The organism is Rania fehmarnensis (genome assembly GCF_056494185.1).
In genome coordinates this window covers 5641843-5658387 of sequence record NZ_CM151398.1, presented here as the reverse complement: position 1 = coordinate 5658387, position 16545 = coordinate 5641843, and the positions used below count along the sequence as shown (strand labels likewise).

At 55.8% G+C, this 16545-nt stretch carries 11 protein-coding genes; 2 read left to right on the top strand and 9 right to left on the bottom strand.

Annotated elements, in window-relative coordinates; all coding sequences use genetic code 11:
• The first annotated feature begins 5 nt into the window (after window positions 1–5).
• On the top strand, window positions 6–1151 hold the full coding sequence (locus SH573x_RS19330; RefSeq protein ID WP_479349357.1) for a Gfo/Idh/MocA family protein: 1146 nt from the start codon (window positions 6–8) through the stop codon (window positions 1149–1151).
• Window positions 1152–1194: 43 nt separating this feature from the next.
• On the opposite strand, the gene SH573x_RS19325 is transcribed toward SH573x_RS19330, so the two are convergent.
• Both SH573x_RS19325 and SH573x_RS19320 read right to left on the bottom strand, forming a co-directional pair.
• Window positions 1195–2130: a histone deacetylase family protein gene (locus SH573x_RS19325; protein WP_479349356.1), complete on the bottom strand. Its 936-nt coding sequence runs from the start codon at window positions 2128–2130 to the stop codon at window positions 1195–1197.
• 26 nt (window positions 2131–2156) lie between these two features.
• Window positions 2157–3836, bottom strand: coding sequence for a M20/M25/M40 family metallo-hydrolase (locus SH573x_RS19320; protein WP_479349355.1), 1680 nt, complete (start codon window positions 3834–3836; stop codon window positions 2157–2159).
• A 93-nt stretch (window positions 3837–3929) separates the two neighbouring features.
• Between SH573x_RS19320 and SH573x_RS19315 the strand changes: the two genes are divergently transcribed.
• A complete protein-coding gene (locus SH573x_RS19315; protein WP_479349354.1) occupies window positions 3930–5372 on the top strand; it encodes a tRNA modification GTPase in 1443 nt (480 codons plus the stop codon).
• A 582-nt stretch (window positions 5373–5954) separates the two neighbouring features.
• On the opposite strand, the gene SH573x_RS19310 is transcribed toward SH573x_RS19315, so the two are convergent.
• From SH573x_RS19310 to SH573x_RS19280, 7 genes are all read right to left on the bottom strand, one after another.
• Window positions 5955–7277, bottom strand: a complete 1323-nt coding sequence (locus SH573x_RS19310) for an ABC transporter permease (protein WP_479349353.1) — start codon at window positions 7275–7277, stop codon at window positions 5955–5957.
• 40 nt (window positions 7278–7317) lie between these two features.
• On the bottom strand, window positions 7318–8073 hold the full coding sequence (locus SH573x_RS19305) for an ABC transporter ATP-binding protein (RefSeq protein ID WP_479349352.1): 756 nt from the start codon (window positions 8071–8073) through the stop codon (window positions 7318–7320).
• Between the two features lie 37 nt (window positions 8074–8110).
• Entirely contained in the window at window positions 8111–10033 is a 1923-nt protein-coding gene (locus SH573x_RS19300) for an efflux transporter periplasmic adaptor subunit (RefSeq protein ID WP_479349351.1), read from the bottom strand.
• 995 nt (window positions 10034–11028) lie between these two features.
• A complete protein-coding gene (locus SH573x_RS19295) occupies window positions 11029–12483 on the bottom strand; it encodes a DUF1501 domain-containing protein (RefSeq protein WP_479349350.1) in 1455 nt (484 codons plus the stop codon).
• Between the two features lie 60 nt (window positions 12484–12543).
• The gene (locus tag SH573x_RS19290) at window positions 12544–14769 is read right to left on the bottom strand and encodes a PSD1 and planctomycete cytochrome C domain-containing protein (protein WP_479349349.1); all 2226 of its coding nucleotides are present in this window, start codon (window positions 14767–14769) and stop codon (window positions 12544–12546) included.
• An 84-nt stretch (window positions 14770–14853) separates the two neighbouring features.
• Complete coding sequence (locus tag SH573x_RS19285) at window positions 14854–16233, bottom strand: Gfo/Idh/MocA family protein (RefSeq protein ID WP_479349348.1); 1380 nt, start codon at window positions 16231–16233, stop codon at window positions 14854–14856.
• Window positions 16234–16278: 45 nt separating this feature from the next.
• Entirely contained in the window at window positions 16279–16545 is a 267-nt protein-coding gene (locus SH573x_RS19280) for a hypothetical protein (protein ID WP_479349347.1), read from the bottom strand.

The window sequence follows — 16545 nt, the reverse complement described above, 5'->3', positions numbered from 1 at the left end:
CCACAATGTTTGATTTGCAGGCAGCTGTTATCGGAACCGGATTTATTGGGCCGGTACACATTGAAGGACTAATTCGAGCCGGTGTGCAAGTCCGCGGTGTCCTGGGTTCTAGTCCGGAGCGATCCCAATCCTGTGTCGATCAACACGGCCTGCAGCGAGCCTACGCATCGCTGGATGAACTGCTGGCCGACAGCAACGTGGACGTCGTCCATATCACTACGCCTAATCGATTCCATTTTGCCCAAGCCTCTGCCGTTCTGCGGGCTGGCAAACATGTGCTGTGCGAAAAGCCACTGGCTATGAATTCGCAAGAGTCGGCGCAGTTGGTCCAATTGGCAAGCGAAAGTGGGTTGGCGGCGGGAGTGAATTACAACATTCGTTACTACCCACTCTGCCTGGAAGCGGCCCAACGTGTGCGCGATGGCCAGGTCGGCAAGATCGTGCACATGGCCGGCAGCTATGTGCAGGATTGGTTGTTCCATCCCACCGATTTCAATTGGCGCGTTCTGAGCGACGAAGGTGGTCCACTGCGCGCGGTGTCGGATATCGGTACTCACTGGCTGGATTTGATGTATGCGATCACCGGCTGTCATGTCGAAGCGGTATTTGCCGATTTGCAGACAGTGTTTCCGGTGCGACAGCGCCCGGTCGGTAGTGTGGAAACATTCAGCAGCAAACTGAACCAGGCAGTGAACACGGAACCGATCGCTATCGATACCGATGATTGTGGCAGCATCTTGCTGCGGCTAGAGGGCGGTGGTCGCGGTGTAATGTGGGTCTCGCAGGTAACGGCCGGTCGCAAAAACTGTTGTCGCTTTGAAATTGCCGGCTCGAATCAATCATTGGCATGGAACAGTGAATCACCGAATGAATTGTGGATCGGTCATCGCGACCGTGCCAACGAACTGCTCATTCGCGATCCAGCTTTGCTAAGTCCTCAAGCGCGTCAGTTTGCCAGCTACCCAGGTGGTCACAACGAAGGCTTCCCTGATACCTTCAAACAGCTATGCCGTGATTTCTATGGTTATATCGCACGCGGTGATTTCAGTGCCCTGCCAACCTTTCCTACCTTTGCCGATGGACATCGCGAAATCGTCTTGTGCGATGCCATTGTCGAAAGCCATCGCACAGGTAGTTGGGTGAAGATCTGAAACTCAAGGTTTCACGATCGGCAATGTGAACTGCAGGGACCGCTTACTTGGGCATTCCTTCGGTCACGCCTTCCAAATGCGCAATGACTGACGTCGGCATATGATCCAAGTGGTAACCGCCTTCTAGCAGACTGACCAGTCGTCCATGTGCATGAGCATCGACGGCTTGTTTGACGACCTTCGAGAGTCCGCAAAAGTCCTCTTCCATCAAACACAGTCCGCCAACTGGATCGGCCCGATGTGCGTCAAAGCCGGCGCTCAGCAAAACTAGATCAGGCTTTGACTTCTCCAGCATGACCTCCAAACCTCGCGTGAACTTCTCTGTAAAGTCTTGCACGGTAATATCCGCAGGCACCGGTTCATTGCGTACCCAGCCCAATCCTTTTCCCGAACCGGTTTCGCTCTGGCTGCCTGTTCCGGGATAAAAGGGCCAGCGATGGATAGAAAAGAAGGCCACGCGTCCATCGTTGTAAAAGACATCTTGCGTGCCATTGCCGTGATGCACATCCCAATCCACGATCAGCACGCGCACTGCGCCTTGGGCCAAAGCAGCGTGGGCAGCGATCGCCACGTTGTTAAATAAACAGAATCCCATCGGGCCAGTGGGCAACGCATGATGGCCGGGAGGGCGAATAGCGCAAAAGGCCAGTTTGTCTGGCCCGGTCATTACCCGCTTCACCGCATCGATCGCCGCGCCGGCGGCTCGTAGAGCTGCGTTCCAGGATCCGCGACTGACAACCGTGTCGCTCTCGATGCGCCCCGCTGCCTGCTCGCACCAGTTCTTTAACTGTTCAACGTAGGCAACCTGGTGAACCGTTTGTAGTTGCTCGCGCGTGGCCGCATTCCATTGCGGTTTCTCACAACGCTCCACCCAACCGCGCTCGCGCAAGACTTTATTCAGCACACGAATGCGATCAGGGCATTCTGGATGCCGACCGGTATCGTGTTCGACAAAACTCTCATCGATGTAGAGCAGCATGGATTCTTCTCCCGTGCACCGGTTCCTTAGTCTTCTTCGTCGCTATGGTGACCACTGTACACTTCATCGCGACTGCGAAGTTGGCAAAACAGGGCTTTCTTCTGATCGGGCAGCGAGTAGTTGAATCCGAGCTTTTGCAGAAAACTATCTGACGAACTAATGGCCAATACTTCCATTACGCCGCGCTGCTGAGCGAGCTCGACGCAGCGGCGCACTAGCTCGCTACCCAATCCTTGCCCCTGAAACTTGGGTTCAACCGCCAGGCACTGGATCTCGGCTAACTTTCGCGAGTAGATTTCGACAGCAGAAAAGCCAACGATTTGATTATCGGCTATGGCCAAGTAGCCGCTGGGCACTAGCAACTCTAGCTCGGCCCGCGTGCGGCGCAACAGTTGGCGTTGGTTAACGAACGGCTTCAAGAAATCATTGACCGCGCCTGCGTCTTCGGCTGTGCCGCGACGAAACGCAACCTCGGGTTTGGCTGGACGTGTGGCGGCGGTTTTCATCGGTGGCAGACTGCGAGCTGCCGATGGCAACGGGATCGATTCTTGCGAAGGCGTCGAGAGATTGGTGATGTACTGTGTGGCAAAACGACGGAAGAACTTTTCGAAGAGGTCGACTCCCTTCTCGAGTTGCTCGAGCGAAATCCACTCATCAGGTCGATGCGCTTGCTGAATGCTGCCCGGTCCCAACACAATCAAGTCACTCAACTGGGTAAACCAGCAGCCATCGGTTGCATAGCTAACCGAGCCGCTCTGCGCTTGACCGGTCAGCTTCATGGCCGACTGGACGAACGGGCGCTCTGGCGAGGTGTATACCGGCGGCAGCTTGCGGATCGGCGCTACTTCTAATCCCAGGCTGGTCGCTTTGTCGGCTAGCTCATCAACCAGCCCTTCCCAATCCACGTTGGGCATCGGGCGCAAAAAGATCTGCGCGGTCGCCAGTCCCACGGTGATGTTACCGGCGGCGGGCTTATTCTTGATGACCAAGTTGAGCGACAGGTTGGGCGGATCGAAGGTTTCGTTAAGCAGCGTGGGCTGAACCAGGCTACGTTGTTGTACCGATTGGACAAAGGTGAGGTACTCAATCAGTGGCCAATTGGCATTGATGCCTTCGGCTGTACTGCTATGAGCTGATCGTCCATGACTTCTGACACTAACCAGGCAACCGCCTTTGTGCGTATGTTTGACTTGCAGTTCCGTCGGTTCACCGATGATGCCTAGAGTGCCTGCGGCTACCATTTCCGCAAACAGCTGCGAACGAGTGGCCACTAGCTGCGCGCCCTGCATGCCATGTTCTTCATCCGAGGTGGCCACGAAGTAGATTGGCGCAGCCTGTTCTTGCGGATCGATACGCGAAACAGCGGCTAGGGCGGCTGCGGCTGAACCCTTCATATCGCAAGCACCGCGTCCGTACAGTCGACCGTCGCGAACGGCGCCAGAAAACGGACCACCAGCGGCTGCGTTCCAGTCGTCAACCGGTACTACATCGTTGTGGCAGAAGTACCCGATTCCCCCTTGGCCTTTCCCACGCTTGGCGACCAGCGAAACTTTCAACTGGCCGTTGCCATCGGTCATCTCCAGTTGTTCGACATCAAAGGCCAGCGATTCCAGCCAGCGTCGCATTTGTGCGGCCACCGGGGCATTGGAGCGCACGCTCACAGAATCATGAGCGATCATTTCTTGTGCAAGACGTAAAGCGTGCATCCAGGTTTTAATCCGTCGAGTTAAAATCAGGGGCTGAAAGAGCGGACCATTTTCCGCACACATTGCCAAACTGTCAAAGGACCCCAGGGCCTCATGCTGCCAGATCTTCATCGTACGATTGTTGCCCTGGCAAGTGGAGCCCAAGGAGCCGAACGGGCGATCGTACGTCTGGCTGGGCCAGATACAGCCACAATCGTGCAAGCTTTATGCAGCCGCGATTTGGGACCGTCCTCCGTGCCTCCAACTGTGCCTGATGCCCCTGGTTTAACCTGGTGCGATTGCCGGGCTTTTTTACCGCGATTGCAACGTTGGATACCACTAACGCTCCTATACTGGCCCGACGAGCGCAGCTACACGGGTAGTCCAGCTGCCGAACTCCACTTTGTCGGAGCCCTGCCGCTGGCTGAAGCGATCATCGATCGTTGCTGCCAGTTGGGGGCCCAGGTCGCCGGGCGGGGTGAATTTACCCTGCGAGCTTTCTTGGCGGGCAAGCTGGATTTGGCGCAGGCCGAGGCGGTGTTGGGAGTCATTCAAGCAGACTCGCAGGACACCTTGGCAACCGCTTTGGCGCAGCTGGGCGGCAACCTGGCGCCATCCGTTGCGCCTTTGCGTGAAACCGTGATTGGGGTACTGGCCGAACTCGAAGCCGGACTGGACTTTGTCGATGAAGATATCCAATTCATCGACTCGGACCAGTTGCTCCAGCAGCTTCAGACAGTCGCCCATCACTTGCAGCAGTTTGCTGGGAGATTGGACACGCGCTCGAGCACCGATCTGGTCCCCAAAGTCGTGTTGGCCGGTCTGCCGAACTCGGGCAAGAGCACGCTGTTCAATGCCCTGGCCTGCGAAGAGCTAGCGATCGTCGCCGATGTGGCGGGCACTACCCGCGACTATCTACAACATCGTATTACGGTTGAGGATACCGCCTTCGATTTGTTGGACACCGCTGGCTGGGAACTGCTGGCAGATCATTCGCCTCGTGCATTGGCCCAAGCCAAACTGAATCAGTGCCTGGATGAATCAGAATTTGGTGTGCTGTGTATCGACCTTTCGACCACCGACGATTGGTCCGCCGTAACCGATTACTTGCTGAGTCTGCCTGGCTCGGTCGTTCGTTGGATCGTCGTAGGTACTAAAAGTGATAATGCCACCGACCACGGCCGACATGGCCTGCGCGAGGCAGCACAGCGGCTAAATGTGGCTAAGACTCATTGCCTTTTTACGAATTTTCGCTCTAGCGAATCGATCGTCGCCTTACGTCGAGCTATTGCACAATTGATCCGCAGTGAGCGTACTGTGGCCGGCGTCGATCCTTTGGCTTTGGTACATGAGACAGCCGTCCGCTGTCGCTCAGCCCTTCATGCAGCGCAGGCGGCCCTGCAAGCTGCTATCGAACTGGTGCAAGCCGGCGACGGTGAAGAACTGGTCGCAGCCGAACTGCGCTTAGTAATCGAAGACCTGTCGACCATCATCGGCCAGGTTCACAGCGATGATGTCCTAGGCGAAATCTTTTCGAGATTCTGTATCGGTAAGTAAAAAGCCGACCCACGTAGCCGAGTCTCTCCGAGACTCGGATCCCTGCAATTGCAAGACTCTAGCGGCGACTGATCAGCGTCTAGGAGAGACGCTGCTACGTGCACGTAGCCGAGTCTTTCCGAGACTCGAATCCCTGCAATTGCAAGACTCTAGCGGCGACTGATCAGCGTCTCGGAGAGACGCTGCTACGTGCACGTAGCCGAGTCTCTCCGAGACTCGGATCCCTGCAATTGCAAGACTCTAGCGGCAACCGATCAGCGTCTCGGAGAGACGCTGCTACGTGCACGTAGCCGAGTCTCTCCGAGCCTCGGATCTTCTGCAATTGCAAGACTCTAGTGGCGACTGATCAGCGTCTCGGAGAGACGCTGCTACGTGCACGTAGCCGAGTCTTTCCGAGACTCGAATCCCTGCAATTGCAAGACTCTAGCGGCAACCGATCAGCGTCTCGGAGAGACGCTGCTACGTGCACGTAGCCGAGTCTCTCCGAGACTCGGATCCCTGCAATTGCAAGACTCTAGCGGCAACCGATCAGCGTCTCGGAGAGACGCTGCTACGTGCAGTCCGCGGTCTGATGGAGCAGTGTTACTCGTGGCGCAGGGCTTCGATAGGGTTCATCTGGGCAGCGCGGATGGCGGGGTATAGACCAAAGACGATACCGACCAATATAGATATCCCGAAGGCGATGGGAATCGAAGCTGGCACAATCGATGGCGTCACGTTACGTACGACTTCAGGTAGTGCCGCCATCGTATCTGGGTACCAGGCTGAAACTAAATCTCGCAAGCCAACGACGGCCGGTTTGCAGAAGACCCCGGCCAGAATACCGGTTAGCCCACCCACGACGCTCAACACGGCTGTCTCAACCAAGAATTGTCGCACGATGTCATCGCGTTTGGCGCCCAATGCTCGACGGATGCCGATCTCGCGCGTGCGTTCGGTCACGGTAGCCAGCATGATATTCATAATGCCGATACCACCGACCAGCAGCGAAATAGCGGCGACCAAGCCCATGAACACCATGAACATCATGCGCATGGTTCGCGCTTGTTCAAGTAGTTCCAGTGGCACAACAACTTGCACATCTTCCATCTGCTTGTGGCTGGAAAGCGCGTCTTCGATCACTTCGGCGGTCTGCTTGACTTCACCCACGCTGTTGACTCGCAGGGTGATTTGATTCAGTTCGATGATTTCACCGTCGAACGATGCTCCGCGACGAATGGTGATTGTATCACCGATGCGCTGCTGCAAAGTTTTAATTGGGATGTAGATGTCGTTGGAAAAGTCTTGCGCGTCCATCGATCCACCGATCGCGGCCGAGGCGTTGCGATGTTGGAGCACGCCGACGACGGTGTAGAAATCCTTGTGTTCTGGAATGAAAACACGTTTGTTCAACGGGTCTTCGTAAGGGAACAAACGTTCAGCCACACGGGCTGCCAGCACACAGACAGTATCGCGCCTGAAGTTCTCGGCATCGGTAATGAAGTGACCATTTTCGACCACCAGTCGTGTAACTTCGGCATATTCAGGAGTGCAGCCAACCAGACGACCATCGAGAATACGGTCGCGGTACTGAAACTGGCGACGAATCTCACGAATTGGAATGGCGCTTTTGATCGTCGGTATGGTGGTCAGCAGCATATCGAATTCGCTGCGTTTCAGTCCGTAGGGGGTGACGCCTTGGGCGTTGAGTTTTTCGCTAGGTGGTTTGACCGAGCGAATCATGATCGTATCGGCGCCCAAGCTCTCGATCTGCTTCTGAGCTTCGCGACTGATACCTTCACTGATGGCCAATAGCCAGATAACGCTGGCCACGCCGATGAAGATACCCAAGACGGTCAACAGCGAGCGCATCGGGTGCAGCCACAGGCTTTTTATTCCCAGTTCGACAGTTCGCAACCACAACATATCAGCAGCTCGTCATCAAAATCGTCTGAACAAAATTCACTTAAACACCAGCCGGTTCGGCCGGCGGAATGGCGGCCAGTGACCGAGCCGCAGCTTCACGGCGCTGCTCAGGCGTATGCAACTCATCGGATTGCAACAGACCGTCACGCAGTCGTACGACGCGTTTAGCCCGGTGCGCCACATCGTCTTCGTGCGTCACCAAAATGATGGTGCGTCCTTCTTCATTCAGTCGATCAAACATCGACAGAATCTCAGCGGTCGTGCGCGAATCGAGATTACCCGTCGGTTCGTCAGCCAAGATAAAGTAAGGGTCGTTCACCAGCGATCTCGCGATGGCCACACGCTGTTGTTGACCCCCAGAGAGTTGAGTTGGTCGATGGTACAAACGATCTTGCAAACCAACCATGGCGGCCAGTTCTTGACAGCGTTGATGTTCCTTGGGCCCCAAGCGACCTTGATAGTACAACGGCACTTGGATGTTTTCGACAACGGTTAACTGCTGGATCAAGTTGTATGCTTGAAACACAAACCCGATGCGGCGCGAACGGATTTCGGCCAACTCATCATCAGACATTTGAGCTACGTTATCGTCGCCCAGAAACAAACCGCCAGCGGTTGGTTTATCCAAACAGCCGAGCATGTTTAGTAGTGTGCTTTTACCGGAACCGGATGGCCCCATGATGGCGACATAGTCGCCTTCAGGTACGTCAAACGAGACACCGCGCAGCGCGCGCACGGTTTCACCTTTGAGCACGTATTCTTTTTTTAGATCTCGTACCGAACAAGCCAGTTTCATGGTTGCGATTTGATTAGCGTGCTGTGTAAGAACTTGGTTATTGTGGGCGTCCAGCGCCGGGAACGCTGCGCGCTCCGCCAGGTCCACCAGCGGCTCCACCGCCTGCCCCCGGACCTCCCGGACCACCGCCCGGTCCACCGGGTCCTCCGCCTTGAGCCGCACGTTGAGCCATAGCTTTTTTCATGGCTGCCGACAGTTCAGCTCGATCGACCGAGCCATCGCGATTGGCGTCGGCTTGTTGAGCGCGCTCGCGCATGCGTTCATCCATACCAGCCAGCTCGGTGGCTGAGAGTTTTCCATCGTTATCGGTATCCCCGCTGGACATGATGCGATCGACGATGACGTCGGGCGAAAATTGACCGCCTCCCGCACCAGCTGCACCATCAGCCCCTGGTGCCGCGGCAGTGTTTTCACTCTTGGGCATAGGCTCTTTGGCCATGCGGGCTAGCTCTTCGCGATCTTCGACATCTTCGATTTCAGGCAGGTCGAACAACTCCAAACGACTGCGCGGATTGAGAACGATCTCGTCGTTTTCTTCCAGACCTTCTTCGATGGTGACCATCTTGTCATTGGTAGCGCCGATTTTGATCTCGACCGTCTTCCAGCCTGGACCGTCTTTCTTTAAACAGAAATGGTGCCCTTTGAATTCATAAATGCCTTGAACTGGGATTTGAAGCGCATCGTTCAACTGTTCGACGAAAATGCGCACTTCGGCGGTCATGCCGGTTCGAATTGTCTCAGGTGGCTCCATGATCTCGATGTAGGTGGCGTATTCCTTCACCGATGAACTAAACCAACTACCAGGTTCGGCGTATTTGTTAACGCGTTTTACGCGTCCCTTCAGTTCGTCAGAAGCAGCCGTGATGCCGATGCGGACCGGCATGCCTTCGCGAATCAGCGTAATGCGGGACTCGTTAATTTTGGCTTTGACTTGCATGCGGTTCGGGTCGGGCAGTTTGATAATGCATTGGCGTTCGCGAACCGACGCACCAGCTTCCACCACAAACTCTGCCCCGCCGCGACCACTGAACACATTGTTGTGAACCACCACGCCTTCAGCCGGTGACTTGATTACGCACTTGGCGATTTGATCTTCGGCTTCGCGCAGCTTGTTCAGTTCTTCAGCTAACACGCTCTCGTCCGATGACAGCTTGGCCTTGGCGGCATCGATCGCGCTTTCCAACTGGACTTTCATTTTTTCTTTGGTTAGCTGTTCCAGTACGCGTAAGCGGCCGGTAGCCGAATCGAGCATGTTCTTGGCATTAGAGACAGCAAATTTCTCAGCATCGATTTGCAGGGACTTGACCATGCCCTTGGCCGCTAAACGTTCGGCACTGGCCAGGTTCAATTCCATTTTCCGCATCTCTTGCTCGGCCAAGGCGATCTCGCTCAAGATCGCGCGCTTTTCCGTTTCAAACGTGCCTTCGACATACTCTTGCAAGCCGATCTCGGCTGTTCGGACTGCGGCTTTGCTGCTGATCACCACCGCTTCGGCGCTAGAGACCAATATGCGCTGAGCTTGTAGTTCCGTCTCGAGGCCAGAGCTATCGAGTTCGACCAGCTTGTCGCCCTTTTTGACATAAGTGCCTTCGTCGATCACCCACAGAATGGGTGTGCCGGCAGTACCCCGGGTTTTGACTTCGCATAGCACATCGATATTGCTGCTACTCTCGACTTCGCCCTCTTCCAGCACAATGTGGTCGAAAGGGCCGCGAGACACTTTTTGCAGCAGCGGACCACTTTGTTCGCTGTCGCCGGTGGGCATATACAAGCGGTACGCTCCGTAGCCGCCGGCCGCAAATAAGGCGACCAGAAAGAGCACAATGGTCGTGATTCGACCACTACGCGCGCTCTGAATGCGAGCTTTTTTAGAGCGATTCAGGTGGCGCCGAGGTCCGGGAAGAGCGGCCGACGCACTGTCCAAGCTACCTGCGTGAATACACGCTGGGCGATGGTCCATTGCAAAAACTCCAGGAAACAATGCGGAATGTGGGTGGGGATGAAAATGAAAGAATGCGCAGGAGCGGATCAATTGGTGGGGTTCAACCTGTATTGTAGTCGCCCAGGCAAGTACCGTCATCTCGAAAAACGCCCCGCCCAGTTGAGGTTTAACCCCAGCAAAGGGCTTAAGTTTCGGTTAGCCAGTAGCCGAACTCGCCAGAGTTTGGACCGCGGCGTAAGAAAGCAACTAAACGCGGAGACGCAGAGAATCGCAGAGAAGCCATCGTAGAGCAGCTGTCCTCAGCTGCTCCGAACCCTCTAACCAATGTTCCTTCCGACCAGTGGCTCAATGGTCCAGTGTTACAGGCCAGCGGCTTGCAGGGTGCTGAACCGTAGAGCAGCTGTCCTCAGCTGCTCCGAACCCTCTAACCAATGTTTCTTCCGACCAGTGGTCCAATGGTCCAGTGTTACCGGCGAGCGACTTGCCGGGTGCTGAACCGTAGAGCAGCTGTCCTCAGCTGCTCCGAACCCTCTAACCAATGTTTCTTCCGACCAGTGGCTCAATGGTCCAGTGTTACAGGTCAGCGGCTTGCCGGGTGCTGAACAGTAGAGCAGCTGTCCTCAGCTGCTCCGAACCCTCTAACCAATGTTCCTTCCGACCAGTGGTCCAATGGTCCAGTGTTACAGGCCAGCGACTTGCCGGGTGCTGAACCGTAGAGCAGCTGTCCTCAGCTGCTCCGAACCCTCTAACCAATGTTTCTTCCGACCAGTGGTCCAATGGTCCAGTGTTACAGGCGAGCGGCTTGCCGGGTGCTGAACCGTAGAGCTGCTGTCCTCAGCTGCTCCGAACCCTCTAACCAATGTTTCTTCCGACCAGTGGCTCAATGGTCCAGTGTTACAGGCGAGCGACTTGCCGGGTGCTGAGCGGCTGGGGACAGCCGCTCTACACAGGGTCCAGTGTTACAGGCGAGCGGCTTGCCGGGTGCGGACCGGCTGGGGACAGCCGCTCTACTGCTAGGCGACAATATCGTTGATCACGTTGCCGAAGACGTCGGTCAAGCGGTCGTCGCGGCCTTGATGAAAATAGGTCAGCCGCGTGTGGTCCATGCCCAGCAGATGCAAGATGGTGGCGTGAATATCGTGAACGTGCACGCGATTGGTTACGGCTTCAAAACCGAGCTCGTCGGTTTCACCATAAGCCATCCCACCCTTGATCCCGCCACCAGCCATCCAGATCGAAAAGCCATACGGATTATGATTACGTCCTGGTTTGTTGACGCCCTCGCTAAAGGGCATGCGCCCAAACTCACCACCCCACACCACTAGCGTCGAATCCAGCATGCCGCGCTGCTCCAAGTCGGTCAGTAGTGCAGCAATCGGGCCGTCCGTCTCACCGGCATGCCTTCCATGGTTCTTCTCCACACTCTCGTGCGCGTCCCACGTTTCTTCTAAATGCCCGCCGCCTGAATACAGCTGCACAAATCGGACTCCACGCTCCACCAGGCGACGCGCGATCAGGCAATTGCGACCGAACTCGGCGGTCTCCGCTTGCTCAGTGCCATAAGCTTGCAGTGTGGATGCTGATTCTTGCGATAGATCGACCGCTTGGGGCGCTTCGGCTTGCATGCGAAAAGCGAGTTCGTAACTCGCCGCCCGCGCAGCCAGTTCACTTGCACCCGGTCGAGTCGACATGTGTTGACGATTCAATTCCGCCAGTAGATCCAACTGATCTCGCTGTTCGTTACGCGAGACACTGGCCGGTGGACTCAAATCCAGAATTGGAGTACCGGCAGGACGAAAGAGTGTGCCTTGATAAGAAGCTGGTATAAATCCGCTGGACCAATTAGGTTGACCTCCAATCGGTCCGCCGCGTTTGTCCAGCATCACTACATACCCAGGTAGATCTTGATTCTCCGATCCTAAACCATAAGTGACCCAGCTACCTAGCGATGGACGACCAATGATCGGTTTGCCCGTATTGATTTGCACCAGCGCCGATCCATGGGCATGTGTGTCTGTATAACACGAGCGAACCACGGCTAGTTTGTCCGCGTGCTCGCGCAGCTTGGGAAAGAAATCGGAGATCATCAATCCACTCTGACCGCCCGGACGAAACGGACGCACCGATGGTGCCAGCAAACCCACGGCTCGACCACCCGAGTTGATGAACTTTTTGTCCGCTGGCATCGGCTGTCCAGCATATTTTTCCAGCGCGGGCTTGTAGTCCCATGTATCCACCTGGCTCGGCCCGCCATTCATTAGCAGAAAGATACAGCTCTTGGCCTTCGTGGCAAAATGCGGTGGCCGAGGCGACATCGGATTGGTGGGAGCCGTCGGCGGTGCGGCATAGCCAACTTTGTCAAAGAACCCGTCCGCTTCCAACATGGCCGTTAGCGCCACGCCGGCCACGCCGCCACACATTTGCCAGAGCGATTCTCGACGCGTCAAGCGGCAAGGGAATTGGTTCATGATGAATCCTTGGTAGTCACAAATGTCGTGGCACAGGCGAAGCGAGACGGAACGAGGTTCCTAGTCGACGTAAATAAACTCGTTGGTGTTGACCAGCACATGGCAGAGAGCTGTCCAGGCGCTGGTCGGGTCTTCGACATTGGCGACGTGTTTCTGGGCAAGTTCCACTTCAGCGGGTGTCGGCGAGCGACCTAACACGATGCGCCAGGCCGCCACTGCTCGCCCTTCATTATCCGCTGTACTTTCCATCACGCGTTTGGCAATGGCCGCGCTCTCGCTGCGGATCGATTCATTATTCAGCAGAGTCAAAGCTTGCGGAGCCACGATCGTGACATCGCGACGACCAGCCGGGGTGGTCGAATCACAACAATCAAAGACGGTCATCAGCGGAACTTGCAACGACCGTTTAGCAAACATGTAGATACTGCGGCGCGTGGTCTCACTCTCCGGCGAGGCTTGATATGCGCCGGACTTCATCGATAAACCTTCTAGTGCCTCTTGATTGATCGGCGCTCGGAAACTTTCGCCACCACAGCGCGTATCCAAGCGGCCGCTGACCATCAATATCGAATCGCGCAGAGCTTCAGCATCCAAACGCCGGCGGTTGGATCGCCATAACCACAGGTTGTCAGGGTCACGCTGCTCCAGTTCGGCAGCTTGTGGATGTAGGGAGCTTTGGCGGTACGCTTGCGTCGACACGATTTGACGAATCATGCGTTTCAAATGCCAATTGCAGTCCATAAAGTCCTGGGCAAGCCAATCCAACAACTCGCGATGCTCGGGCTTGTGCCCTTGGAATCCCAAGTTATCTGGTGAGCGCACCAGTCCTTCGCCAAAGAGATGCTGCCAAATGCGATTGACCATAACTCGCGCCGTCAACGGATTCTGACGATCGACGATCCAGTGGGCCAGTTGCAAACGACGCTGCGTGGTCTTTGAGTCTGTCGCCGGTGGCTGGAACTCTTTGGCCATCGCAGGTGTCGCCGTCAGCGAACCAGCGCTGACCACTTCGGCCGGTCGATGCACATTGCCTTTCTTCAGCAAATGAAACTCAGGTGCGTCCCGTCCCAGGTCGGTCCAGCCCAGGACATCGTAACCCAGTTCTTCTTTGGTTGGCCCACCGTTCCACTGACGCTCGCGATGAGCCACCGGTCCAGCCCAAAAGGCTGCTGCGATGCGATAATAATCGGTTTGTGGAATCGGATCGAACTTGTGATCGTGACAACGCGCACACTTGACGGTTAATCCCAAAAAGGCCGTCGTGGTCGCATGGACCATATCTTCCAAACGATCGTATTGATACTCCAGAGGATCATTGGGCTCATCGTCCCAAGTGCCCAGTCTCAAGAACCCAGTTGCGATAACTGTCTGTTCCGTGCGCTCGGGTAACTCATCTCCGGCCAGTTGTTCGATCACAAAGCGATCGTATGGCATGTCCGTATTGAAGGCCTGGATTACCCAGTCGCGATAACGCCAGGCATTGGGTTTCACCGCATCGCGTTCGTAACCGTTGGTCTCGGCATAACGCACCACGTCAAGCCAATAACGCGACCAACGTTGGCCGAATTCCGCGCGAGCCAACAAGCGATCGACGATGGCTTGATAGGCACCGTCTTCATTGTTGTTAGTGAACTGCTCGATTTCTTCAGCTGTGGGCGGCAGTCCGATCAAATCGTAATACAGCCTGCGCAACAAGATCGCTTTCTCTGCCAGCGGTGCGGGCGCCATGTTTTGCGACTTCAGTCCGCTCAGCCAAAATGCATCGATCGGCGACATCTGATGCGTACCGGTCGCTTGATTACCGACTGAATCGATTGTCGCTGGTGTGGGTGGCTGAGCATGGCTGAGCGGTTGAAACGCCCACCAATCGCGGCCGCCTCGTTTGGCAGTGGTACGTTCATAAGCATCCAACACTCGAGCCTCGGGCCAGGCGGCGCCTGACTCGATCCAGGCCTTGAGCAGTTGTTGTTCAGCCGGCGCCAGTGGTTGTGGCTGGCCATTTTTCTCAGGCGGCATTTCGCCAGCGTGTACGCGCTGCCACAGGGAACTGGCATCCAGTTTGACTGAATCGATTACCGGTCCGCTATCGCCACCACGTTGCAGACCTTCGGCATTGGTCAAATTCAATCCACCACTGGGGTCAGTGGCTTTATGGCATTCAAGGCAGTTCTTGATCAGCAGTGGAGCCACATCGCGTTCGAAATCCGGTGACTCCGAAAACAAGGGCTCCAACAATGCTGACGATATAAAACCAACGACTGCAAGGGTTGCAATCCAACGGGACATAAGGCGGGGTTCCCTGTGGGTCGATCAAATTGTTTGCGAGGTCAAAGCGGACATGCCGCCGCACACCGACTGGCGGCGATGCGGCTAAACCGTAATTCCAAAGCCCGAGCGCTTTTCACGCGAGATCAAGCCGTTGGCTTCAGCGTCGCCTTCGAACTGCTGCGCTTTGGGATCGAATTTGACCTTGCGGCCGGTCAAGAGCGCGATGTTGGCCAAGTGGCAGGCGTTGACCGCGCGAACGTGATCAACCACGTTGGCTACCGGTTGTTTGCCCGATTTGACGCAGTCAAAGAAGTTGCTCATGTGCCCCAGATGTTCATTGGGCAACGAGCCACCGTATAGCTTGGCCATCAACTCTTCGATCTCTTGTTTGGCCTTCGGGTCGGCATCGATATCTTCCACTGGTTTACCAGTCAAACGTTCGCGGTTGACACGAATACGACCGTTCTCACCCGAGATCAATAGTTGATTGGGACCACTAACCAGCTTGATCGTGTTTCCGGTCGATAGTTTGATATCGACGTCGAAGCTGAAAGCAGTATTGAATCCTGCAGGCATATCAGACGGCGCGACTTTGCCGAGCAGGAAATCGCGAACTTGCTCGCGCTCAACGGCCATGAAATCTCCGGTGCCTTCAGCTTCAACCGCTTGACCATCGGCACCTGCCAAGGCCCAGAAGGCGATGTCGGTGTGATGCACGCCCCAGTCGGTGACTTGCCCGCCCGAGTATTCAAACCACCAACGGAAATTCCAGCCGATGCGCTGATCGCAGAAATCAACCTTTGGCGCTGGGCCAAGCCACAGGTCCCAATCGAGATTCTCAGGCGGAGTCGAGGTAGGGAAGGGGCCGAAGGGTTGATCCTTGTTCGGACTGCGCGAGGCCGCTTTGCCTACCGAACTGACGGCTTCCAAGTTTTTGCCCAAGCGACCGCTTTGCGCGATGGCGACGGCTTTCAAGAAACGCATATCAAATTCGCTGCGTTGCTGCGTGCCGACCTGGAACGTCTTGCCGTATTTCTTTACAGCCGCTTCAACCAACTGTCCCTCAGCAATGGTCATCGTCAGCGGCTTTTCGCAGTACACGTGCTTGCCCGCTTGCATCGCTTCGATAGCAATCTTCACATGCCAGTGATCGGGGGTACCGATCGTCACGACGTCGATGTCCTTTTGCTTGTCCAGCATTTCGCGATAGTCGGTATAGACTTGACTTTTGTGGCCACGTTCCGATTGTTGGGCGGCAAATCGCTCCGCATTGGGCCGCATGACATCGCAAACGGCGACGATATTGCCCAGCTTGCCCGCCTGGTCAGCAATGCCGCTGCCACGACCACCCACACCAATCGCACCGACATTCAAGCGATCATTGGCTGACTCTTGCGCACATAGCTTGGGAAGTATCAACGGCGCAGTGGCTGCAGACAAACCAACAGCAGATGTCTTGAGAAAGCTACGGCGGGAATTCATATGTGCGGGTCCCTACGAAAAGTGGTACTGGGTGGCAGAACGGCATTAGTATAGCTGCAAGGCGCCCCAGGCTTCCAGCCTCCCAGCGGTCAAACGCAGCCAATCGTAGCGGAAGCCGTCAAGGCTTTCGATCTGTAGAGTAGCGGAAGCCATCAAGGCTTTCGATCTGTGGTTGGTATTCGGTTCGAAACGCTTGCCGCGTTCCGCTACGGAAATCTTTCGAAACGCTTGACGCGTTCCGCTACGTATACCGGAAGCGGAGGTCACCTGAGTTGCATTCGGGTCGGGCAGGCGCGATAATTGGATTCCCAC